This is a genomic window from Cupriavidus sp. UYPR2.512, assembly GCF_000379565.1.
In the GTDB taxonomy this organism is placed as follows: domain Bacteria; phylum Pseudomonadota; class Gammaproteobacteria; order Burkholderiales; family Burkholderiaceae; genus Cupriavidus.
The window spans coordinates 1-21,384 of sequence record NZ_KB903185.1 but is presented as its reverse complement, the minus strand read 5'-3'; the positions used below and the strand labels follow the sequence as shown (position 1 = coordinate 21,384).

Genomic DNA, 21,384 nt, shown 5'->3' with positions numbered 1-21,384 from the left:
GAGAAGAGCAGTCGACGCGATTGGAAAGCCGCCAGCGGCTATCACCGGCGCTCGCTGGCCGAGACCCTGATGTACCGCCTCAAGACGCTGACGGGACACAGTCTGTGGGCACGCGAAATCGGGTCGCAGGCCACCGAAGTGGCTATCCGTGCGGGCGTGCTCAACCGCATGGTCGCGCTCGCTCGCCCGCAATCCGTCCGTATNGCCTGAGTTCAGCGTCACCGAGGAGCCCCTGTTTTCAATCTCGATTTATGCAACAACGCCTTGCCGATCGTCAATCCGAGGTATTGCATATCCGGCGAGAGCTCCTGGAGCATCTTCTGCACGATTCGACAGTAGCATTGGCAATCACCCTGATGCTCGCGAGCAGGTTGAACAATGTGCTGGAAATGTATGGCACGCAGTCCTTCGAGTCACTGACGGACAAGGTATGGGCGCGCCTTGTGCAATTGGCAAGGCGGTCACCGCAAGGTAGCACCTCCGATGTCTGCATCGAGGTGACCCAGGCGGATCTGGCCAGATCTGTCGGTGGTTCCCGCTATCGTGTGGGTCTCGAGTTGAATCGGCTCGAGGCAAGGGGAGTCATTGCGCTGTCGCGGGGGCAAATCAAGATCATGCGCGAGCATATTGAGCGCGGTGCGGGGAAAGTTTTGTAGTGCCTCGCTTCCGGAGAAGCAGCGTCTCGACCGCTGCCTATACTCCAATCGGACAAAGGGGCACGCTGCCCGGTCCCGGGGAAGTTGCCGCCTCGCCTCGTCGGCGACGCTGCCTAAAGGGGGACAAAATGGCAAAAGCATGTCCCGTAGGTGCTATAGGGCGATGGGTCGCCCCTGTGATCTTTGCACTCGCATTGCCGGTCTTCACTCCCGCCATGAGCTATGCGCAATCACCGGAGAACGTGAAGCAGGCCATGGCGTCACTGAAGGCTAAGACGGCCAAATTGGGCGCACCGGGGATTAAAGGAGAAGATGCTGTTGCAGGAAAACCCGCGCCAGCTTTGTACTTTGGCGCGACCAAGATGAACAACAACTTTGCCGTAGTTGATGAAGTCAAAAAGGAGCATGGCGGCACGGCAACATTGTTCGTCAAGAGCGGCGATGATTTCGTGCGCGTGGCGACGAATGTACAGAAGGACGATGGATCGAGGGCGATTGGGACTGTCCTCGATCCGAAGGGCAAGGCCATGGGGGCAATACGCGGTGGTGGTGCCTACTACGGTGATGCTGACATCCTTGGCAAGCCATATACCACTGGATATGAGCCTATCCACGACAACAGTGGGGGTGTCATCGGCATTTACTACGTAGGGTATCCGAAGACGCAATGAGCCACTGGCCACTCCCGGGCGCGTCACCCAGCGGTGACACTTTAGCGGGCAGGGCCTTCCTCGGCCGTCAGGAAGTACAAGACGTCTTCGAGATCGACTGAGCCTCTGCCGAGGCTCAGTCGCATTACGGCGGTCTTCCTATCCTTCCCAGCCGAGTGAAAGCTATTCTCTCCAACGGGCACGCGGGCCAACGTATGACTGCTATCAGTCGACTCGACGGTCGCTTCCCGACCCTGAACTGCCTTTCGACCCAGGGCGACCTCTACGGCTGCTTCCAAGGTCAAACGGTCGTACGTGGGGGGGCACTTCAGTCGGAAAGCGCACGCGCAGTTATGTCCGCGAATGGATCGCCATGGGACCGAAGCAAAACCCCTTTCTTGCATAGCGTGGCGCGGGACGAGCAGGTCAACTTTAGGTGCAAGACGAACAATAGGATCGAAAGCCATGAATGGCGAAATAGCGCCAGACAGCACCGCAGCTCGAGTCGCCTTATGGCGCGCTCTGCATGTCGAGGCCGACGCCGCGCCGCACGTGCTGGAAGACGAAATCGGCTTGGAGTTGCTGGGCTGTTGACGTCGCGGGCGAATGGACCCGCAGTTCACGCATCCCTTCCGCGTCTCGATTGCCTTTGATTGAGGACTTGGTCGTGGAACAGACCGGCCGCGGGCTCAGTCAGTATGTCATCCTCGGCGCTGGCCTTGACACCTTTGTACAGTGGAAGCTGAGATCGCGTCCCGGCTCAGGGTGTTCGAGATCCGCCATGGCGATCCGTGTCGCCACAGAGCGTGCAATCCACGAGTTCGTCGGCAATCTCATCAGGCGACAAAGGACCGTCCGGCCTGTACCAACGCACCGTGCCATGCAAAGCGCTGAGGAAGAAGCGGCAGGCCATCGCGTCGGCACGTCTGACGTGACCGGCATCTTTGAGTCGGGCTAACGCGGCTTGCCACAATGCCTCGAAGCGATGGCGTATCGCTAGCACGGCTTCGAGATGCGGGCCTTCCAGGTAGCGCCATTCATCCACCACCATCGGAACCATCCCGCCCTGCGTTTCGAGCAAACGTCGAAGATGGGCGCGCGCCAGCTCGCGGAAGTAATTCAGTGCCGGCATTCCCTGAGGATCGATCGCCTCAAGGTCGGCCAGGCATCCCAGCAGTCCTTCTTCCACGCCGGCGAATAGCAGGTCCTGCTTGCTGGCGAAATGATAGAAAGGGCTGCCCGCCTGCATGTTGATGGCCCGCGCGATGTCGCGCATGGTCGTGCCATGGTAGCCCTTCTCCTTGAACAGCAATGCCGCCGCGATGACGAGGTCATTGCGGCGATTGACGTCATTAATGTCTTCGCGTTTCGGTCGCGCCATATCTCTTGCTCGATGTCACTTAGTTGGGGGCGGGCGTCATTTTAGACGGGTGCCTGACGCCAGCGTCTGGACAAGTTATTGATCCAACCCCTCGGATACCACGGCTGAAAGTGTACGTCACAAATAAACCAAGCGCTTGCTTTTTTATCTCCGCACTTCTAGACTCCCTCAAACCGCAGCCTGTGGCGCGTCACTCGCCAGAGCCGGGCCCCAAGGAGGAGACACGTGAACGAAAATTTCCGCGCTGAACGCAGTGAGCATGTGCTTACGGTGACGTTCGGGTCGCCTGAAGCACGCAACGTGATGAACGAGGCGTGGTTTTGCCAGCTTGAGCAGCGCCTTTTTGAGGCGCAGCAGGACGAGCAGACTCGCGTGGTTCTGCTGCGCGCGCAGGGCGAAGCATTTTGCGCAGGCGGCGACCTGCACGGCTTTCAGGCCGGGCCGTTGCCCGAGGGCTATGTCCGCTCGGCCTTCGCTCGGCTACTGATGCGCCTGGACGACTTCGATAAGCCCATCGTTGCCGCCGTGCACGGCAGTGCGATCGGCGGCGGCACGACGCTTCTGTTGCATTGCGACTTCGTTTTCGCGGCCGCCGGGACAACGTTCCAATTGCCATTCACAAAACTCGGCCTGGTGCCCGAATTCGGCTCCAGCTACCTGCTGCCGCTGCATGCCGGCATGCGGCTGGCGAACGAACTGGTCCTACTGGCCCAGCCCTTTGATGCCGAGAAGGCCTTGCGCGCCGGCATTGTCAATGAAGTGCTGGCTCCGGATGCATTGATGACACGCGCCAATGCGACAGCGGCAGCACTAGCGGCGCTCCCGCCGGCCTCCATGCGGGCCAGCAAGCGCCTGCTCAGGATGGGCCACCGCGCGGGCCTGGCCGCAGCCATAGCGGCCGAAGGAAAAGCGCTCGAGATCTGCTTTGCCTCCGAGGAAATGCAGGAAGCCATTGCCGCCTTCTTCGCGCGGCGCCAGCCCGATTTTTCGCGTTTTTCCTGATTGGAGAAAGTCGATGTCTGATTCCATTGTTGTCGAGCGCCGGGACAACGCCCTTTGGCTCACCCTGAACCGGCCGCACGCCCACAATGCGCTGAATAGCGTCATGACCGGTCAACTAGTCGACGCGTTCCGTGACGCGGCCGGCGACGACGCCATTCGCGCGGTGGTGCTGACCGCGGCGGGCGATCGCACCTTCTGCGCGGGGGCCGACCTGAAAGGCGATGCCGGCAGCTTTGACACGGGGCGCGCGGAGAATCCGCTGGTACAGGTGTACCGGGCCATGCGCGCCTGCCACAAGCCCATCGTCGGGCGTATCAACGGCGCTGCGCTGGGCGGCGGCCTTGGGCTGGTCTCGGCTTGTGACCTGGCGCTGGCCGCGGATCACGCCCGCTTCGGCACGCCGGAAGTCAGGGTAGGGCTGTTCCCAATGATGATCACCACCTACCTGATCCGTCAGTTGCCACGCCGGCGCTATTGGGAGATGGCCTTCCTCGGCGAGCCGCTCAGTGCCGCGGAGGCCGAGCGCTACCACCTGATCAACCGCGCGGTACCGGCCGCCGAGCTGGATCGCCAGGTGGTCGATGTCCTCGAGCGACTCGAGGCCAATTCGCCCAACGCGCTGCGGGTGGGCAAGCAGGCGCTCGACCTGATGCAGGACATGTCAATCGACCAGACCCTCACCTACGCGGAGGTGATGATCGAGCGGCTTGCCAGCAGCGACGAGGCTCGCGAAGGCATGGCTGCTTTCGCGGAGAAGCGCAAGCCGCACTGGGTGCGCGCAGAGGAGAGCAGTCATGGCTGAGCGCAAGATTGCCATTGGCTGTTCCTCCGGCTTCTGGGGCGACAGCGCGCAAGCCGCGGCGCAACTGGTTGGCAGCGGCCGGATCGACTACCTGGTGTCGGACTACCTGGCCGAGATCACCATGTCGCTGCTCGCGCGCGCGCGGGCTAAATCCCCGGAATTTGGTTATCCGCCCGACTTCGTCGAGACCCTCGCGCCGTTCCTGCCGGACATTGCCAAGCGTGGCATTCGGGTAGTGTCGAACGCCGGAGGCATCAATCCGCGGGCGTGTCGCGACGCGCTGGCCGTGGCTGCTAAGGCCGCTGGGGTGCCGCTGCGTATTGCCGTCGTCGAAGGCGATGACCTGATGCCGCGCATCGAGGAAATCGACGCGCTTGCGCCCACCGAGATGTTCACGGGAGCGCCTTTTCCCCGGCGTGTGCAGAGCTGCAACGCCTACCTCGGCGCGCGCTCCATTGCCACGGCGTTGGATGCGGGTGCCGACATCGTGCTGACCGGCCGTTGCGTGGATTCGGCGGTAACGCTTGGCATCCTGATGCATGAATTCGGCTGGCGCGATACTGACTATGACCTGCTGGCCGCCGGCAGCCTGGCCGGCCATGTCATCGAATGCGGTCCCCAATGCACGGGCGGCCTCTTTACCGACTGGGCCGAGGTGCCGGGCTGGGAAGACATGGGCTATCCCATCGTCGAGTGCTCGGCCGACGGCGCCTTTACCGTGACCAAGCCGGCTGGCACCGGCGGCCTGGTCACGCCCGCCACCGTGGCGGAACAGATTGTCTATGAGATCGGCGACCCTGCCGCCTACATCCTGCCGGACGTGGTCTGCGATTTCACAGATGTGAAGCTGGCGCAGGACGGCACTGACCGCGTGCACGTGAGCGGCGCCCGCGGCCGCGCCCCGACGCCGACCTACAAGGTCAGTGCCACCTACGCCGACGGCTGGCGCGTGATCGCCACCATGATGGTGGCGGGGCGCGATGCGGCAGCCAAGGCGCGCCGCATGGGGCAGGCCATCATCGAGCGCACGCGCGGCCTGAACCTGGCTGCCGGGCGTGGGGACTATCGCGAGACTTCGGTCGAGGTGATCGGCGCCGAAGATACCTATGGGGAAGCCGGCCGCTTTGCCGCGTCCGCCCGCGAAGTGGTCCTGAAGATCGGCTTGCGCCACGATGACAAGACCGCGCTGGAGGTCTTCGGCCGCGAGATGACGCAGGCCGGCGTAGCCATGGCGCAAGGCACTACCGGGCTGTTCGGCGGACGGCCGTCACCGTCGCCGGTGGTGCGGCTGTTCTCCTTCCTGCTAGACAAGGGCCGGGTGCCGGTGCAGGTCGAACTGGACGGCATCGTGACCTCCGTGACGGTCGCGGCCGGCCAGCCGCTGGAACGGCGCGAACCGGTGGCAGGGGCCGATGAACCTGCCCCCGGGGATGCCGTGGAAGTGCCGCTGATCGCCCTGGCCTGGGGCCGCAGCGGCGACAAGGGCAATGACGCCAATATCGGGGTCATCGCACGCCGCCCGGAGTTCCTGCCGGTGCTGCGCCGCGAACTGACCACGGAACGGGTCGGTACCTTCTTCGGGCACTACATCACCGGCGCAGTGCGCCGCTGGGAACTGCCCGGCTTCCACGCACTGAATTTCCTGCTGACCGGGGCGTTGGGTGGCGGCGGTATCGCGTCGCTGCGCTATGACCCGCAAGGCAAGAGCTACGCGCAGATGCTGATGGACCTGCCGGTCCGCGTGCCGGCCGCCTGGCTCACGGCGCAGGGGCCGCTCGCGCTGTACGCCGCGGGCGACAAAGTAAAGAACGTCAAGAAAAACGGAGCCTGACAGCCATGCCTGCCATCAACACGGTGCTGATCGCCAACCGCGGCGAGATCGCGGCGCGTATCATCCGCACTTGCCGGCGCCTGGGTAAGCGTGCGGTAATCGTCTATCACGAGGCGGACCAGGACTCGCTCGCGGTGCGGCTGGCTGACGAGGCCTACTGCATCGACGGGCCGACGCCCGTGGCCGCGTATCTGTCGATCGACAATATCCTTGCCGCATGCCGTGCCACCGGCGCGGATGCAGTGCATCCCGGCTTCGGCTTCCTTTCCGAGAATGCGGACTTCGCCCGCGCGCTCGACGCCGCGGGCATACGCTTCATTGGCCCGGGCGCCGATGCCATCGAAGCCATGGGCGACAAGATCCGCTCCAAGCGACTTGCCACGCAGGCCGGAGTCAACACCATTCCCGGTTATGACGGCGAAATCCGCGATGCCGGCCATGCGCTCGACGTGGCAACCGAGATCGGCTTCCCGGTCATCCTCAAGGCAAGCGCCGGCGGCGGCGGCAAAGGCATGCGCGTAATCCACGACGCGGATCCGGCAGCCTGCCGCGCCGCCTTCGAACGCACCACGAGCGAGGCGCAGGCCGCGTTCGGCGATGCCCGGGTGTTCCTCGAAAAATACATCGAGCGCCCGCGCCATATCGAGATCCAGGTACTGGGCGACCGCCATGGCAATATTGTTTATCTCGGCGAGCGCGAGTGCTCGATCCAGCGCCGACACCAGAAGGTCATAGAGGAAGCGCCATCGCCGTTTGTTGACGCGCCGCTGCGGCAGGCCATGGGCGCCCAGGCGGTGGCGCTCGCCAAGGCCGTCGGCTATGCGTCGGCGGGAACCGTGGAGTTCGTGGTTGACCCCTCGGGTGCGTTCTACTTCCTGGAAATGAACACCCGCATCCAGGTCGAGCATCCCGTCACCGAGATGATCACCGGCCTGGATATCGTTGCCGAGCAGATCCGCATTGCCGAAGACGATCCGCTGGGCTTTGGCCAGGACGAGATCCGGTTGACCGGGCATGCCATTGAGTGCCGCCTGTGCGCCGAAGACGCCGAGCGCGATTTCATGCCGGCCACCGGCAAGCTGCGGTTATTCCGCCCGCCGGAAGCAGACGGGTTCCGCCTGGATGCCGGCGTGCAGGAGGGCGACACCGTGACCTCGGCGTTCGACCCGATGCTGGCCAAGCTGATCGTGCGCGGCGCCACGCGTGCCGAGGCGATCGAACGCATGCGCGCCGTGCTGGAGCAGACCGTTGCGCTGGGTGTCACCACCAACGCCGCCTATCTCGAACGCGTACTGGCCCACCCTGAGTTCGTGGCCGGCAATACCTACACCAGCTTTCTGGAAGAGCACAGGCCGGCGCTGCAGGTGCCGGCGCCTACGCGGGAGCAGGTTGCCGTGGTTCTTGCTGCGGCCTTGCTGACCAACCGCACGCTGACCGATTCACGCTTTGCGCCGCCTGCGGTGCATGGCGCCATGCATGCCTGGAGAAACTGATGAAGCTGACAGCGGAAGTTGGAGCCGGTGCGCGCCACCACGTCGCGCTGGTGCGCGATGCACGTGGCGGCCGGGTCGAGGTCGACGGCGCAGTGTCTGACGTAACGATGGAGAGCAAGCCGGACGGCGCGCTGGGGCTGACGATGGGCGGCCACACCCATGCCGTGTGGGTCGCCCAGCATGGCGAGACCGCCTATGTGCATGCTTTCGGGCGTGCCTGGACCGTTACGCTGCGCGATCCGGTCCGCGGCGCCGGGGCGGATGCCGAGGAGGGCGATGTCTGCGTGGCGCCAATGCCGGGCACCGTGATCGAGGTCGCGGTCGCCGTGGGCGATCGCGTGAGCGCGGGGCAAACCATGATCGTGATCGAGAGTATGAAGATGCAACTCAACCTGGAAGCGGCCCGCGATGGCGTAGTCGCGGAAATTCCCTGTGCAAAGGGTGATCTGTTCGACCGGGACGCCTTGCTCGTGCGGCTCGAAGCGGCGAAGGAGTAAACATGCGCCGCATCGAATCCCGTATCAACACGCGCTCCGAGTCTTTCCAGGCCAACCGTGCGCACAACCTGCGCGTGCGCGAGGAATTCCTGGCAATGATGCAGGACGTCCGCCACCACCGGGCTGAGCGCGACATCAAGCGTGTGCGTGATCAGGGCAAGCTGCTGGTGCGCGAGCGCCTGGAGCTGCTACTCGATCCCGGCACCCCGTTCCTGGAGCTTTCACCGCTGGCCGCCAATCACGCCAAGTACGACGCGCATATCAAGGGCGCCGGCGTGGTCTCGGGCATCGGGGTGGTCAACGGCCGCGAAGTGATGGTGCTGGCCAATGACAGCACCATCAAGGGTGGCGCGGTCTATCCGCTCGGCGCAAGAAAATCCATCCGCGCGCTCAAGATCGCACTGGAGAACAGTCTGCCGATCGTGCACCTGGTCGACAGCGCAGGCGCTTATCTGCCCATGCAGATGGATATCTTCCACGAGGGCGGCCATATGTTCTACAGCCAGTGCCGCCTATCGGCTGCCGGCGTGGAACAGGTCGCCGTGGCCATGGGCCATTGCACTGCTGGCGGCGCCTACGTGCCCACGCTGTCCGACTACTCGATCATGGTGCGCGGCTCCAGCGGCGTATTCCTGGGCGGCCCGCCACTGGTCAAGGCCGCCACCGGCGAAGACATCAGCGCGGCCGAACTGGGCGGCGCGGATGTGCACACGCGCATCTCGGGCACGGCCGACTACGCGGTGGACTCGGAAACTCAGGGCATCGCGCTGGCGCGCGAGATCGTCGGCACCCTGCGCCGCCGCCCCAAGCAGGCGGTGGACATGCGTGAGCCGGAAGCGCCGTACTACGATCCGGAAGAGCTCTACGGCATCATCCCGGACGACATCAAGAAGCAGTTCGACATGCGCGAGGTCATCGCGCGCCTGGTCGACGGGAGCCTGTTCCACGAATACAAGCCCGACTACGGCACCACGCTGGTGTGCGGCTATGCCTACCTGTGGGGCTACAAGATCGGCATCCTCGCCAATAACGGCGTGCTGTTCAGCGAGGCGGCAGAGAAAGCCACCAACTTCATGGAACTGTGCGACCGCGACGGCGTGCCGCTGCTGTTCCTGCACAACATCACCGGCTTCATGATCGGGCGGGACTACGAGCATCGCGGCATCACCAAGGACGGCGCCAAGATGATCATGGTCCAGAGCAATGTGCGGGTGCCCAAGTTCAGCGTCCTGTGCCATGCCTCTTTCGGCGCCGGCAACTACGGCATGGCCGGACGGGGCTACGATCCGCGTTTCCTGTTCGCCTGGCCGCATTCGCAGTGCGCGACCATGGGTGCGGAGCAGGCCGCCAGGACGCTATCGCAGATCAAGATCGCCGCGCTGGCGCGGGAAGGCAAGCAGCCCGATCCTGCCGAGATCCAGGCCATCCATGACCAGATTCAGCAGGACTATACCCGCAGCAACAGCGTGTACTACCAGACCTCCGAGCTGCGCGACGACGGCGTGCTCGATATGGTCGATACGCGCAACGCGCTAGGGGTGGCGCTGTCAGCTTCGCTCAACGCGCCATTCGGCGAGCGCCAGCAAGGCATTCTGCGCATCTGAAGCGGAATCACCAAGCGAGGAGACACTATGACGATTTCGACTGCGCAGTTCGAGCGCTCTCCAGAGCAGCGTGAAGTCTACGACCAGGCATTCCGCTTCGCCAAGGCCGAACTGGCGCCGCTGCTGCCGCGCATGGACGGCGAAGACTGGTACCCCGAGCACTTGATGCCGATGCTTGGCGCCGCCGGCTACCTCGGGATTACCGCACCGCCCGAATACGGCGGATCCGGCATGGACCTGTTCTCCGCCGGCATGGTGGCGGAGGCGTTCGGTTACTGGAACGCCAACGCCGGCTTCATCTGGGGGCCGCACGAGAACCTCTGCCTGAACAACATCCTGCGCAATGGCAACGAGGAGCAGAGGCAGCGCTACCTGCCGCGGCTATGTTCGGGCGAGTGGGTGGGGGCGCTGGCGCTGACCGAACCCGGGGCCGGCTCGGATGCGCTCGGCAGCATGCGCACCACGGCGCGTAGGGACGGCGACGACTACGTGCTCAACGGCCGCAAGATGTTCATCTCGAACGGGCCGGTGGCCGACGTGATCCTGGTCTATGCCAAGACCGATCCGGCGCAAGGTGCAAAGGGCATCTCGGCGTTCATCGTGGAAAGGGATTTCGCTGGCTTCAGCGTCGCGCAGAAGCTCACCAAGATGGGCTGGCGGGGCGCCCCGACCGGCGAACTGGTGTTCGACGAGTGCCGGGTGCCGGCCCGCAACCTGATCGGCGGCGAGAACCGCGGCGTGGCGGTGGTGATGAGCGGGCTCGATATCGAGCGTGCCTTCCTGGCGCTGCCGTGCATCGGCGAGGCGCAGCGCTGCCTCGACCTGTCGCTTGACTATGCCAAGACGCGGCAGCAGTTCGGCAAGCCGATCGGTTCGTTCCAGATGGTGCAGGCGATGCTGGCCGACATGTACACGGAGCTGGAAGCGGCGCGTTCGCTGGCCTATCGCGCGCTGATGGCGTGCAATGCGCTGGAGCAGGGCGGTGGCGGACGGGGCGATCTGCACAAGCTGTGCGCTGCCTCGATCCTGCGCGTCGGGGAGATGCTGCTGCACGTGACCGACAAGGCGGTGCAGATCCACGGCGGCACCGGCTTTATCTGGGAGACCGAGGTCAACCGCCACTACCGCAATGCCAAGCTCGCCACCATCGGCGGCGGCACCAGCGAGGTTCGCCGCATGATCATCGCCGAGGAATTACTGCGTGCCGCCTGCTGACCTGGCACCCGCAACCAGCCGCTTTCGACAGGACATTGCCATGACCGTATCCTTTGACTTCGCCGGCCGCCACGCCTTCGTGTTCGGCGGTACCACCGGCATCAACCTCGGCATTGCCCATGCCTTCGCCCGCCACGGCGCCAATGTGACCGTGGCCAGCCGCAAGCAGGAAAACGTGGACGCTGCAGTCGCCGCTCTGGCCGCGCACGGCGCCGGGGTGCTGGGCGTAACCGCCGACGTGCGCGACTTCGATGCAGTAGGCCGCGCCTTCACCGCTGCGCACGACCGCTTCGGCAAGATCGATGTACTGGTCTCCGGTGCCGCCGGCAACTTCCTGGCCGAGCTCAACCAGCTCTCGTCCAACGGCTTCAAGGTGGTGGTCGATATTGACCTCAACGGCACCTTCCACGTGATGCGGCAGGCCTTCCCTCACCTGGCCAGCCCAGGCGCTTCAGTCATCAATATCACCGCGCCTCAGGGCGCGATCCCGATCCGCTACCAGGCCCACGTCTGCGCGGCAAAGGCCGGGGTGGACCAGCTCACTCGCGTGCTCGCAATGGAGTGGGGCGCTGCCGGCGTCCGGGTCAATGCCATCTCGCCGGGGCCCATCGCCGACACCGAAGGCATGCGCCGGCTCTCGCCGCAGGGCGCGGAAGGCGATGCGCGGGTTCGGGCAATGGTGCCGCTGGGGCGGCTGGGCACCAGCGAAGACATCGCCAACCTCGCCATGTTCCTCGGTTCGCCGGCAGCATCATTCATCTCGGGCGCGATCATCCCGTGCGACGGCGGCGGCGCCATAGACAGCGTCAAGCCGATGATCGAGGCCGCGGCCAGCGAGCAGGCGGCGCGACCGGCCGGCTGATTCCGCCGGAAGAGCGGGACACCACAACATCAAATAAGGAGACAGACATGCAGGTACCAGAAGCTTCGGCAGTAAGCCGTCGCATTCGCCGCGTAGCACTGGGCGACATCGTGCATCGCACTGCCGTCAAGCACGGAGACCGCACTGCCGTGGTCAATGGCGAGCAACGCCTGAGCTACTGCGAGCTGGACGCACTCAGCTCGCAGTTCGCCCACTACCTGCTTGAGGCGCATGGCAGCGGGATCCAGGTTGCCACGCTGTGCGCCAATTCCATCGACATGCTGGTCGCGCTCAATGGCATTCATAAATCAGCCAATGTCTGGGTGCCGGTCAATATCCAGCTCGACACGGCGCAGATCGGCTACATCCTGCGCCATGCCGAAGTCTCCTGCATCGTTGCGGACGAGGCCATTTGCCAGCAGCCGCAGATGGCGGCATTGCTGCAGGATGTGGGGCTGCCTGTCGTAGTTACCATGAACAGTGCGTCGAGCACGGCCGGCTTGAAGTTGCCAGCACTGACACAGGGTCGCCCTGCCACGCTGCCGGAGGTGGACATTGATGGAGACCAGCCCGCGCTGATCATGTACACCAGCGGTACCACCGGCAACCCGAAGGGCGTGGTGCATTCGCATGCCTCGGTCTACAGCGCAGTGATCGGCAACCTCTCGACCTTCGGCTTTACTGAGCAAGACGTGGTCACAGGCGTCCTGCCCCTGTTCCACTGCGGCCAGCATGTGGTGGCTGCCTCCACCTGCGCGGCCGGCGCCTGCCTGGTGATTGGCCGGGACTTCCAGCCGGGGCTCTTGGTCGACAGCGTCGTCAAGGAGCGGATTTCCGTGCTGGTGGCGCTGCCGATGATGTATGCGGCCATCCTGTCCGATCCCAAGGCCGCCACGGCGGACTTCTCATCGCTGCGGCTTTGCATCTATGCCATGGCGCCGATGCCGCGGCCGCTGGTGGACCGGATCGCATCGATGTTGAGTCCCAACATCATGCTGGTCACGGGACAGACCGAGATCTACCCGGTCACGATGAGCTTTCGGCCGGTAGAGCATCCGGCGCGCGATGCGAACTACTGGGGCGTCTCCACGGTGGTTTCCGAGGCCGCCATCATGGATGACGACGGCAGGCTCCTCGCGCCCGGCGAAGTGGGCGAGATCGTGCACCGCGGACCGAACGTCATGCTTGGCTACTTCAAGGATCCCGCGGCGACCGTAGCGGCGCAGCGGTACGGGTGGCACCATACGGGCGATCTTGGCACGATCGATGAGGGCGGGCAATTACTGTTCCTCGACCGTAAAAAGGACATGATCAAGACCGGCGGCGAGAACGTCGCCAGCATCAAGGTTGAGTCTGTCATCCTGGCGCACCCGGCCGTGGCGGCGGCAGCAGTGGTCGGTCTGCCCCACCGCCACTGGAGTGAGGCCATCTGTGCCTTTGTGGTGCTCAAGCCCGGCGCGGCCTGCAGCGAAGCTGAGCTGACAGAGTTCTGCCGTGCCGGCCTCGGCAAGTTCGAGGTGCCGAAGGCAGTCAAGTTCATCGATGCGCTGCCCTCTACCGCCACCGGCAAGATCCAGAAGCACATGCTGCGCAAGCAGTATGCGGACTGTTTTGAAGCAGCCGGGCAATGACCGGTACACGGGTTTGCAGGTAGGCGGCCCGGGTGCTATCCAGTCGAGGTGCATTGTGATCAGTAGCAAAGATCTGGGCTGTCCCGATGGCGTAGCGCGCGCGGAACTGAGAGCGCTGCGCACGGAAATCCGCCGCACCTGCCGGCAGGCAAACCGGCAGGCCGCGTGCGCGGGCCGCTGGGGCAGTGATGCCTACAAGTCAGCGTTAGTGAAGGTGTTCGACGGCTGGATCGCCGGCAGCGGCGGGCAGCAGCAACTGCTGTTCTTTGCGTCGGCGGCCGAAATGGGCCTGCTGCTCGAGCAGCACGTGGACCGCTGTTGCGCCACCGCCATGCAGTCGGGCCGGGAGCTGCTGCGCGTGCTGTACTGGACAGTCATGCAGCGCTGGAGCACTGCACAGCGTGTCCGTGCCGGGGAGGTTCAGGTGCCGAAGCCGGTCGCCCCCGCGATTGCCGTGCCGGCGGTACAGCCGTCAATATGCGGCGAATGTTTCGAGCTGACGCGGGATCCGCGGCGTGCTTCCGGTCATCCCGGGCTTTACCCGGTGTCCCCGGTTTCGCGCCGGCACTACACCCCGCATATCGTGCTGATGCTGTGCGAACATCGTTGCCGCGCCTGCGAAGCGCAATGGATGATGAGCAGCCACTCCGCCGATCCCTTTGTCGGCTGGACCCTGCGCCGCGGCGGGCAGTCATCCGAAGCTACACCGGGCGCCGCCTTCGGTGCCGTGGCAAGCGAGGTGGTTCAGCGAGAAGCGATGCGACCGGGGCAGTGGGGCACCGCTGGCAACAAGGCTGGCAGGAGCCAGTGCTGAAATCAGCCTGACGAAGGATTCTAGGCTATGCCGCGCATGTGAGGCGGCCGGCCCAGTCGGTGCCCGTCCCAAACGGACGCTGTGTTGACAAGAGCTGAAGGCTCAATGTGTAGGCCCTTGGGCGAGCCATTGAGGGGCGAAATGCAACGCTACGTTTGCGCAAGTTTTACCCCCCTGCTGCTTGGCTACGCTTGCCGTTCAGCCATGTCAGCCCTGGCCGCGTCGGGCTCCATACTTTTGCGTATCTATCATCACCAGGAGGACCGCATGATCATCAACCCACCTCCGGCCACAATTGGTGCCGCCCTGCGCCGGGCCAGCCAGGAATGGGGCCACCGCACAGCCTATCTGTGCGAGCAGCAGGCGCACAGTTTTGGCGAGGCCGAGGCCACCTCCGCACGGCTAGCCTGCGGCCTGCTTGGTCTCGGACTTAAGCGCGGCGATCGCATTGGCGTGATCGCCCTGAACCAGATCGAGTGGCTGCAGTTGTTTTTCGCCGCGACACGCATCGGGATCGCGGTGGTGGGCCTGAGCGTGCGCTATCGTGAGAACGAGATCGAGCACATGGTGAATGACAGCGCGGTCAAGGCAGTCTTCACGATGCAGGAGTGCGAGGGCTTCGACTTCCTTGCCATGCTCGAGCGGCTGGCACCGCGCATGCCCAGCCTGCAGCACGTGGGGCTGATCGACGCACCGCCATCGTCCGAAGGAGGCCCATTGCGGCTTTCGGTACTGGCTGCCACTGCGACGGATAGCGCCGCGTTGGCTGGCGCCGAGGCACAGGTCGAGTCTGCGGACCTGGCTATGGTGATCTACACATCTGGCACCACCGGACGGCCAAAGGGGGCCGGTCTGTCGCATCACAGCATGCTGGCAGCCGCATTGGCCCAGGCACGCCATGTGCGCATGACCGAGGCCGACCATATCCAATTGGCGCTGCCGTTCAACCACGTGGGCGGCATCACCTGCGGGGTGTTGACCTTCTTGCTGAGCGGCGGCGCCTGCGAACTTGTGCCGACCTTCAAGGCGGACCGGATGCTCGCCATGATGCGTCAGCATCCGCCCACGATTCTCTCGGGCGTGCCGACCATGGCCACGCTACTGTTGATGCACCCGGATGCAGCCGAGGTGGACTTCTCTTCGATCCGGCTAGTGATCGTGGGGGGGGCCACTGCCGATGGCGTATTGCTCGAGCAACTGCAGGCGCACATGCCGCAGGCTTCGATCATGAACCTATATGGCATGTCGGAAACGTCGGGCGCGATTGTCATGACACCTTGGGGTGCCGAGCGGGAGGATCTGATGCAATCGATCGGCCGTATCCTTGATACCGCCGCAATGCGCGTGGTCACGCCCGACGGCGAGAACGCAGTCGCGGGCGAGATTGGCGAGCTATGGTTCCGCGGAGCGGGTGTCTGCGCGGGTTATGTGGGCAGTGCGGCCGGGGCCGATGGCTTTGATGCACAAGGATGGCTGCACTCGGGCGACCTAGGCTATGTGGATGAGCGCGGCTTTATCTACCTAAAGGGCCGTAAGAAGGACATGTATATCCAGGGCGGGTTCAACGTCTATCCGGCCGAGATCGAGGGGGTAATCGCGCGGCACCCCGCCGTGTTGATGGTTGCCGGCATTGGCGTGCCCGACCCGGTGATGGGTGAGATCGGGCGCTACTACGTCGTGCCAAAACCCGGTTGCCAGGTCACGCAGGAGGAAATCCGCGCCTATTGCGCGACCCGCCTGGCTGACTACAAGGTGCCGCGGCAGGTGGTACTGCGGGACGCGCTACCGCTGACACCCGCTGGCAAGATCCACAAGGCGGTATTGCGCGCCGAGAGCGGAGCGAATCTTCCTTCGCTACCTTCCTAGCGCGCGCGGGTGTCGGCAGGCACCCATAGGTGAATATGCAAGGGATAGTAGCTTTCCTAAACGTTGATACAGAAGGATATGCCGGCACCACGCTGCCGCACTGGCCACACGTAACACCAAGGACTTCGACGGTGTCGGCATCATCCTTGCCAACCCTTGGTTGGATTGAGATGGTGATCAGCGGATCCGGAATGCGGACAGGACGCTGGACTTTCTGTACCGTTTGGGTGGATTGACAATAGTGTCGCCAGAGTCGTCGCCCCGCAAATCGCTCCATCTTCCGCGCCAGCAAATGTTCAGCGTGCTTGACGGTATAAGCGANGGTAAGGCCGCAAGTCGATCGCAGCCAATCCCTTTAACCACGCGAGGTTAGGTGGCCTGTTGATGATGGAGTGGATTCAGCTACGCGATTATCTTACTTCTGATACGGCTATATTGCGTCCGCGCCAGTTACGCGAGCGGGCGTGAATCTGTCATCCAGTCTATGCGCGAGAGGCTCAGAATCGAAACATCATCCCGAGCATGGGCCCCTTAAAGGTGAGCCGTTGTATCAGCTCGCCTCCATTCACTTTATAGCTCAGGTAGCGGTACGATAACTGGATATCTCCCCATTTTGCCGCATACGCCGCCCCCGCGGACACTTGTAGCGTGTAGCTGGAGGATCCGCTTCCGACGTCGATGTAATAAGGCACGTACCACCTGCCATTCCTGCTCAGGTTGAAACGCCCGCGCACACCGATGATCGCGTCCACGAGGTTTTCCGTTTGCGAGACGCTGGCTTGCTGCGCCAGCGTCGCGCCTTGCTGCGTGAACGTTGCGGATAGCGTCCAATGCGCGCTAGCGCTCAGGTTCAGATAGCGCAGCCCCCCGAACGGCTCGAGATTGCCCCACGGCGCGCGTAACGCCCTGTAGCCCGCGGCAAGCTGGAGCATCCCACCTGTCATATTGCTGCCCACATCGGTCGCTACGTCGCGGGGCACGACGATTCGGGCGCCATTGCCCGCCGTCACCGACTTGAGCGTGGTGTCCTGGCGATTGAAGTCGAGGTAGATCGCATCGCCGAAGATCGACCAGTTGCCCTTTCTGGCCTCAGCCTGCAGCATTAGCAGGAACTGTAGGTTCTGAAGATAGCTGTCCGGCCCCGTGCCGATGTCGAGATTGCCGCCGCCGGTCGATGACGATCCGGAAAAACGAAAGTCTCCGCTGACGTTAGGCAGCCAAAGGTACGGCGCAATGGCAAATTGCCAGCCATTGCTATCGGACGGATCAGGCGAATCGGGTAAGGCGGCTTGCGCCAATCCGGCTGCCGCCGTGAAGAAAAAGGCGATCAGATACTTGGTAGCGCCGGTCGTAAAGCGTTGACACCTGCCTTCCGCTGCGCTGAGCCGACCTGCGGTTTGGACTGCTTTCATGGCCTCTTCCCCAATCTCCATCGCCCAATGCATGCGCCCGCGGGACGGCCTTAGCGCCGGCCCGCCCGCCGCCAAAAACCGCCACCCCGGATCCCCGGCTGGAGAATGAACCGGAGCCAGGCCGTCTCAAACATGCCCAAGGAACTGCCACCAAAGCGGGCCGACCACCAGCCAGACAAACATGTAGACAAGGCTCATCAGAAAGCCTGCTTTCCACCATTCCCCCTGGGTGACGTAGCCGGCACCGAACATGACCGGTCCGGAGCCGATGCCATACTGGGTCAGGCAACCGTTGACATTGCTCAGGACGCCGAGGGCGACCGCCGGTCTTGATCACGCCCCGGGAAATGAAGAAGGCGAGCATCACCAGCCAGACCAGATCCGTGCCCGTGGTGTGACGTCGGCAAAGGACACGACACCAACAAGCACGCCTGACGTGGCGCCGATGATGGCGACCGCTGCCATGGGCAGGGGGGCGGTCATGATGCCGGCGATGGTGGCGACAAATACCGCGAACATGTGCCACGCCTTCACCTCCAGGCCGTCCGGCGCCGGCAGGAACCAGAGGACGATGCCGATTCCCACCGGGACAAGAAATCTCCAGAGATCTCTGAGATGCCCTGCGGGGGCCGCTGGTTTTCTGGCCGGGGAGCTTGCAGGCGGTGGAGCCTTAGCGGGCGATGCATCCATGATCAACCTCCTGGCGGCGGCGTGGTTCGGTACGCCGGAGTGTGCGTGATGTCCCTACCGGTCCAGCAGCACGCTGTCGGTTGCCTCCTTGACGATGCGCGCGCTGCGCCGCAGGCCCTCGCGCTCGGTGGGGTTGAGTTCCGGGTAAGCCAGCAACTGCGCTCCGCCGCCATTGACGACCATCGGCAGCGACAGACACACCTCTGGCACGCCTTCGACTTCGGGATGCACGATGCCAACAGTGAGAACGAGATCGGAGTTATGCACGATGGCCTGACAAATTCGCCCGATCGCACTGGCGATCCCATAGTGAGTGGCGCCCTTGCCTTCCTTGATGAGCTTGGCCGCCTCATGCACGGAGCGCAGGACCAGATCGCGGCTGGCGGGCCCCAACTCCTTGCCGGTCCTGGACAGAAAGGTTTCGAGGGGCATGCCGGAGACCGTTGCACCGGACCATACGATGACTGCGGATTCGCCGTGTTCGCCGACAACATAGGCGTGAATCCCCGGCGCCACGACGCCCAGCCGCTCGGAGAGAAGCGATCGCAGTCGTCCGGTGTCGAGAGAGGTGCCGGTGCTGATGACGCGCTCCCGCGCGCAGCGCAGGCGGTCAAAAACGGTGCCGGCCAACACATCGCAGGGGTTGGTCGCGATGACGTAGATGGCATCCGGGGCCAGGGGCGCAATGCGATCCACGATTTCCGCCGCGATGCCTGCATTGGTCTTGGCCAGGTCCAGGCGAGTCTGCCCTGGCTTCACGCCGACGCCGGCGGTGATGACGACGACATCCGCGTTGCGCGCGTTCTCGTAGTCGCCCGCATAGAAACGATTGTTTCCCCAGAATGCGGCGGAGTGGGCGAGATCCAGCGCCTGCCCTTCGGCCCGGATTCGGGCAACATCGATGATGACCACCTCTGCGCTCGGGATGGCCACGGCCGCAAACAGGGCCGCCGAGCCGCCAACCAGTCCTGCGCCGACCACGACGATCTTCGGTTGATGCATTGGCATGCCTCCGGTTTTGCCTCGGTCGACGAGTACTTGAACCAGGCGCCAGTCATGGGCGCGAGGCAGATGTGTTGTGAGAAGCGCTAGCCGGGTGAGTAACTGTCCGTATGCTATGGTTTATAGACTTTTTCGGTAGAAGTGCCAGTGTTGCGCCGGCGCCGCCCCTGCGCGACAACCGGCGAAACCTTGACCTGCCGTCACGCACCCCATTGCAGCGCTGATGTCCTATGGCTTGACCGTCAACGTCCTGCAGGAGGTGTTACCGCTGGAGCACCGCCCGGCCGATCGCAATGAATTTTCTGCTACGGGAAAGTCAAGCTATGGCACGGCGGCTGCCCCTCAGCGTTGCGCCGGCTTGAAAGCCTGGACTGGGATTTGGGTGTCGAGGCCAGTCCCATTCATCCGGCCCTCCGGAAAAGAAATTCTTATCCCATTCTCCGAAAAGATTCAGTTCTGTTGTGACCAACGCTGACGTTAGAGTTCGGAGCAAGACGCATATCGGGGGCCCGGCTGCCACGCTTTCGCCTGCGTCATTGACCGACTAAATGGTCATAACGTGGAACGGAGGCGATGCCCGGCAGTCGGGCGAGGGGATTTGGCATGGAGGGAAGAATGGGTCTGCTCCGCTGCGTCTGCGCTTGGATGTTCGCAGGCTTGGCCTTGCTATCGCTCGCTGCCCATGCGCAGAATGCGCCAGCCCAGCCGGCACACCTTGCTGATTCCTCCTGTCGGTGCTGAGGTGCGCTACAAGTTCCTGGAAGCCTGGAGCCAGTCGCACATGGTCCGCCCCGATGGCGCCGACCGCACCCGCATCGCCGCGGGCAAAGACGGCTGGACCCTGCCCATCCCGCTTGTGAAGACGTCCAAGGGCTCGCTGCTTGCCTGCCGTCTACCGATGCTGTCGACGGCATTNTCAGATTCCTGGCCTAACTCCGAAGGTGAGTCATGTCTATTCTCCTACTTGGAAACCTCGACGCCAAAACCACGGATGAGGAAATCGGCGCCTTCCTGGTGAAGTACGGGTTCCCGGAATACACCAGCATCGAGCACATCGAAGGCGACGGCACCAGGCCTGCCGTGCGGCTGACCTTCGATACGCTCGACGACGACACCCTGGACAAGCTGCGGGGGCGTATTCACAACATGTTTTGGAATAGTCACACGATCACCGCCCTCGTATTGAGAGAGCGCTTTAGCTGAAGCGAGGNCGGCACAGGACATCGCGAAATGGGCGCAATGCAAGTCTGATCAGAGGGGATACAGCATGAAACGAACGACACTACTGGCTGCGGCGGTGATGACCGCGGCTACCGCTTCTGTGTGGGCGCAACCCGAAACCCGNGTGGATGTCACGCAGTCGCCCGGACAGGCGACCGCGACCGGCACGGCGAAGCTCACCGCCAAGATCGTCAAGATCGATGCGCCGACGCGAACGGTCTCGCTGAAAGCCGCNGACGGCAAGACCACGGACCTCGTCGTGGGGCCGGAGGCGAGGAACTTCGAACAGCTCAAGGTCGGCGATACCGTCACGNTCGAGTACAAGGAAGCCCTGANCNTGAGCCTCANGAAGNGCAAGGGGCCGCTTGCCATGAACGNGCGCGAGATCTCCGACCGTGCGGCGCCGGGAGCAAAGCCAGGCGGCACAGTCGGCNGGGAAGTGACCGTCACCGCCGACGTTGTCGCGGTCAACACCAGCGCCAAGACCGTCACCCTGAAGGGTCCGAAGGGACGCACCGTGGATCTGATGGTCGAGGATCCGGAACGTCTTAAGGAGATCAAGAAGGGCGACCGGGTCGAAGCAGTTTATACCGAGGCCGTTGCTGTGTCCGTGCAACCGGCCGCAGCCAGGTAGCAGCACCGAATTGTTCCAGGACAGGCCCGCCGGTCATGCGGTCCGGTTCCTGGCGTCCGCGGTCGAAGGCGGTCAATGCGGTATCGCCACGGTGGACCCACCCCGCCTCCGTGGCGTCCCT

General features: G+C 63.7%; 20 protein-coding genes and 3 pseudogenes. 18 read left to right on the top strand and 5 right to left on the bottom strand.

Annotated elements, in window-relative coordinates; translation table 11 throughout:
• The 4 genes and pseudogenes from A3A5_RS39720 to A3A5_RS45245 all read left to right on the top strand — a co-directional run.
• Positions 1–210, top strand: a pseudogene (locus A3A5_RS39720) (IS5/IS1182 family transposase); the annotation flags it as partial.
• Between the two features lie 41 nt (positions 211–251).
• Positions 252–656 carry a Crp/Fnr family transcriptional regulator gene (locus A3A5_RS0133535; RefSeq protein ID WP_018314821.1) on the top strand — a complete coding sequence of 135 codons (405 nt, stop codon included), beginning with the start codon at positions 252–254 and terminating at the stop codon, positions 654–656.
• Positions 657–832: 176 nt separating this feature from the next.
• The gene (locus tag A3A5_RS0133530) at positions 833–1,327 is read left to right on the top strand and encodes a Cache 3/Cache 2 fusion domain-containing protein (protein ID WP_232431532.1); all 495 of its coding nucleotides are present in this window, start codon (positions 833–835) and stop codon (positions 1,325–1,327) included.
• Positions 1,328–1,771: 444 nt separating this feature from the next.
• Positions 1,772–2,083: pseudogene (locus A3A5_RS45245) on the top strand (class I SAM-dependent methyltransferase); the annotation flags it as partial.
• On the opposite strand, the gene A3A5_RS0133520 reads toward A3A5_RS45245, so the two are convergent.
• On the bottom strand, positions 2,067–2,687 hold the full coding sequence (locus A3A5_RS0133520) for a TetR/AcrR family transcriptional regulator (RefSeq protein WP_018314817.1): 621 nt from the start codon (positions 2,685–2,687) through the stop codon (positions 2,067–2,069). The pseudogene A3A5_RS45245 and the gene A3A5_RS0133520 overlap by 17 nt on opposite strands.
• A gap of 225 nt (positions 2,688–2,912) precedes the next feature.
• Between A3A5_RS0133520 and A3A5_RS0133515 the strand changes: the two genes are divergently transcribed.
• The 11 genes from A3A5_RS0133515 to A3A5_RS0133465 all read left to right on the top strand — a co-directional run bounded on the left by A3A5_RS0133515 (position 2,913) and on the right by A3A5_RS0133465 (position 16,304).
• Complete coding sequence (locus A3A5_RS0133515; RefSeq protein WP_018314816.1) at positions 2,913–3,689, top strand: enoyl-CoA hydratase/isomerase family protein; 777 nt, start codon at positions 2,913–2,915, stop codon at positions 3,687–3,689.
• A 13-nt stretch (positions 3,690–3,702) separates the two neighbouring features.
• Complete coding sequence (locus A3A5_RS0133510) at positions 3,703–4,491, top strand: enoyl-CoA hydratase-related protein (protein ID WP_018314815.1); 789 nt, start codon at positions 3,703–3,705, stop codon at positions 4,489–4,491.
• Positions 4,484–6,322 carry an acyclic terpene utilization AtuA family protein gene (locus A3A5_RS0133505; protein ID WP_018314814.1) on the top strand — a complete coding sequence of 613 codons (1,839 nt, stop codon included), beginning with the start codon at positions 4,484–4,486 and terminating at the stop codon, positions 6,320–6,322. The genes A3A5_RS0133510 and A3A5_RS0133505 overlap by 8 nt, the downstream gene beginning before the upstream one ends.
• A gap of 5 nt (positions 6,323–6,327) precedes the next feature.
• Positions 6,328–7,815, top strand: coding sequence for an acetyl/propionyl/methylcrotonyl-CoA carboxylase subunit alpha (locus tag A3A5_RS0133500; protein ID WP_018314813.1), 1,488 nt, complete (start codon positions 6,328–6,330; stop codon positions 7,813–7,815).
• Positions 7,815–8,312: an acetyl-CoA carboxylase biotin carboxyl carrier protein subunit gene (locus A3A5_RS0133495; RefSeq protein ID WP_018314812.1), complete on the top strand. Its 498-nt coding sequence runs from the start codon at positions 7,815–7,817 to the stop codon at positions 8,310–8,312. The genes A3A5_RS0133500 and A3A5_RS0133495 overlap by 1 nt, the downstream gene beginning before the upstream one ends.
• A 2-nt stretch (positions 8,313–8,314) precedes the next feature.
• Positions 8,315–9,916 carry an acyl-CoA carboxylase subunit beta gene (locus A3A5_RS0133490; protein WP_018314811.1) on the top strand — a complete coding sequence of 534 codons (1,602 nt, stop codon included), beginning with the start codon at positions 8,315–8,317 and terminating at the stop codon, positions 9,914–9,916.
• Between the two features lie 27 nt (positions 9,917–9,943).
• Positions 9,944–11,131 (top strand): acyl-CoA dehydrogenase family protein, encoded by a 1,188-nt coding sequence (locus tag A3A5_RS0133485; protein ID WP_018314810.1) that lies wholly within the window; start codon positions 9,944–9,946, stop codon positions 11,129–11,131.
• A gap of 40 nt (positions 11,132–11,171) precedes the next feature.
• Entirely contained in the window at positions 11,172–11,993 is an 822-nt protein-coding gene (locus tag A3A5_RS0133480) for an SDR family oxidoreductase (protein WP_026201392.1), read from the top strand.
• 47 nt (positions 11,994–12,040) lie between these two features.
• Entirely contained in the window at positions 12,041–13,624 is a 1,584-nt protein-coding gene (locus A3A5_RS0133475) for a class I adenylate-forming enzyme family protein (RefSeq protein ID WP_018314808.1), read from the top strand.
• Positions 13,605–14,438, top strand: a complete 834-nt coding sequence (locus A3A5_RS0133470; protein ID WP_157637366.1) for a hypothetical protein — start codon at positions 13,605–13,607, stop codon at positions 14,436–14,438. Before A3A5_RS0133475 ends, A3A5_RS0133470 begins: the two co-directional genes overlap by 20 nt.
• Before the next feature lie 267 nt (positions 14,439–14,705).
• On the top strand, positions 14,706–16,304 hold the full coding sequence (locus A3A5_RS0133465) for a class I adenylate-forming enzyme family protein (RefSeq protein ID WP_035814236.1): 1,599 nt from the start codon (positions 14,706–14,708) through the stop codon (positions 16,302–16,304).
• 497 nt (positions 16,305–16,801) lie between these two features.
• On the opposite strand, the gene A3A5_RS0133460 is transcribed toward A3A5_RS0133465, so the two are convergent.
• The 4 genes from A3A5_RS0133460 to A3A5_RS0133445 all read right to left on the bottom strand — a co-directional run bounded on the left by A3A5_RS0133460 (position 16,802) and on the right by A3A5_RS0133445 (position 19,408).
• Positions 16,802–17,716: a hypothetical protein gene (locus A3A5_RS0133460; RefSeq protein WP_157637365.1), complete on the bottom strand. Its 915-nt coding sequence runs from the start codon at positions 17,714–17,716 to the stop codon at positions 16,802–16,804.
• Between the two features lie 126 nt (positions 17,717–17,842).
• Complete coding sequence (locus A3A5_RS45240) at positions 17,843–17,986, bottom strand: anion permease (protein WP_232431534.1); 144 nt, start codon at positions 17,984–17,986, stop codon at positions 17,843–17,845.
• A gap of 93 nt (positions 17,987–18,079) precedes the next feature.
• Positions 18,080–18,301, bottom strand: coding sequence for an anion permease (locus tag A3A5_RS45235; RefSeq protein ID WP_026201391.1), 222 nt, complete (start codon positions 18,299–18,301; stop codon positions 18,080–18,082).
• A 159-nt stretch (positions 18,302–18,460) separates the two neighbouring features.
• Complete coding sequence (locus A3A5_RS0133445; protein ID WP_018314804.1) at positions 18,461–19,408, bottom strand: lactate dehydrogenase; 948 nt, start codon at positions 19,406–19,408, stop codon at positions 18,461–18,463.
• Positions 19,409–20,126: 718 nt separating this feature from the next.
• Here A3A5_RS0133445 and A3A5_RS45230 point away from each other — a divergent pair.
• The 3 genes and pseudogenes from A3A5_RS45230 to A3A5_RS0133435 all read left to right on the top strand — a co-directional run.
• A pseudogene (locus A3A5_RS45230) lies at positions 20,127–20,282 on the top strand (DUF2950 family protein); the annotation flags it as partial.
• 74 nt (positions 20,283–20,356) lie between these two features.
• A complete protein-coding gene (locus A3A5_RS0133440; protein WP_018314803.1) occupies positions 20,357–20,611 on the top strand; it encodes a hypothetical protein in 255 nt (84 codons plus the stop codon).
• A 64-nt stretch (positions 20,612–20,675) separates the two neighbouring features.
• The gene (locus tag A3A5_RS0133435; protein WP_026201390.1) at positions 20,676–21,263 is read left to right on the top strand and encodes a hypothetical protein; all 588 of its coding nucleotides are present in this window, start codon (positions 20,676–20,678) and stop codon (positions 21,261–21,263) included.
• Positions 21,264–21,384 lie beyond the last annotated feature (121 nt).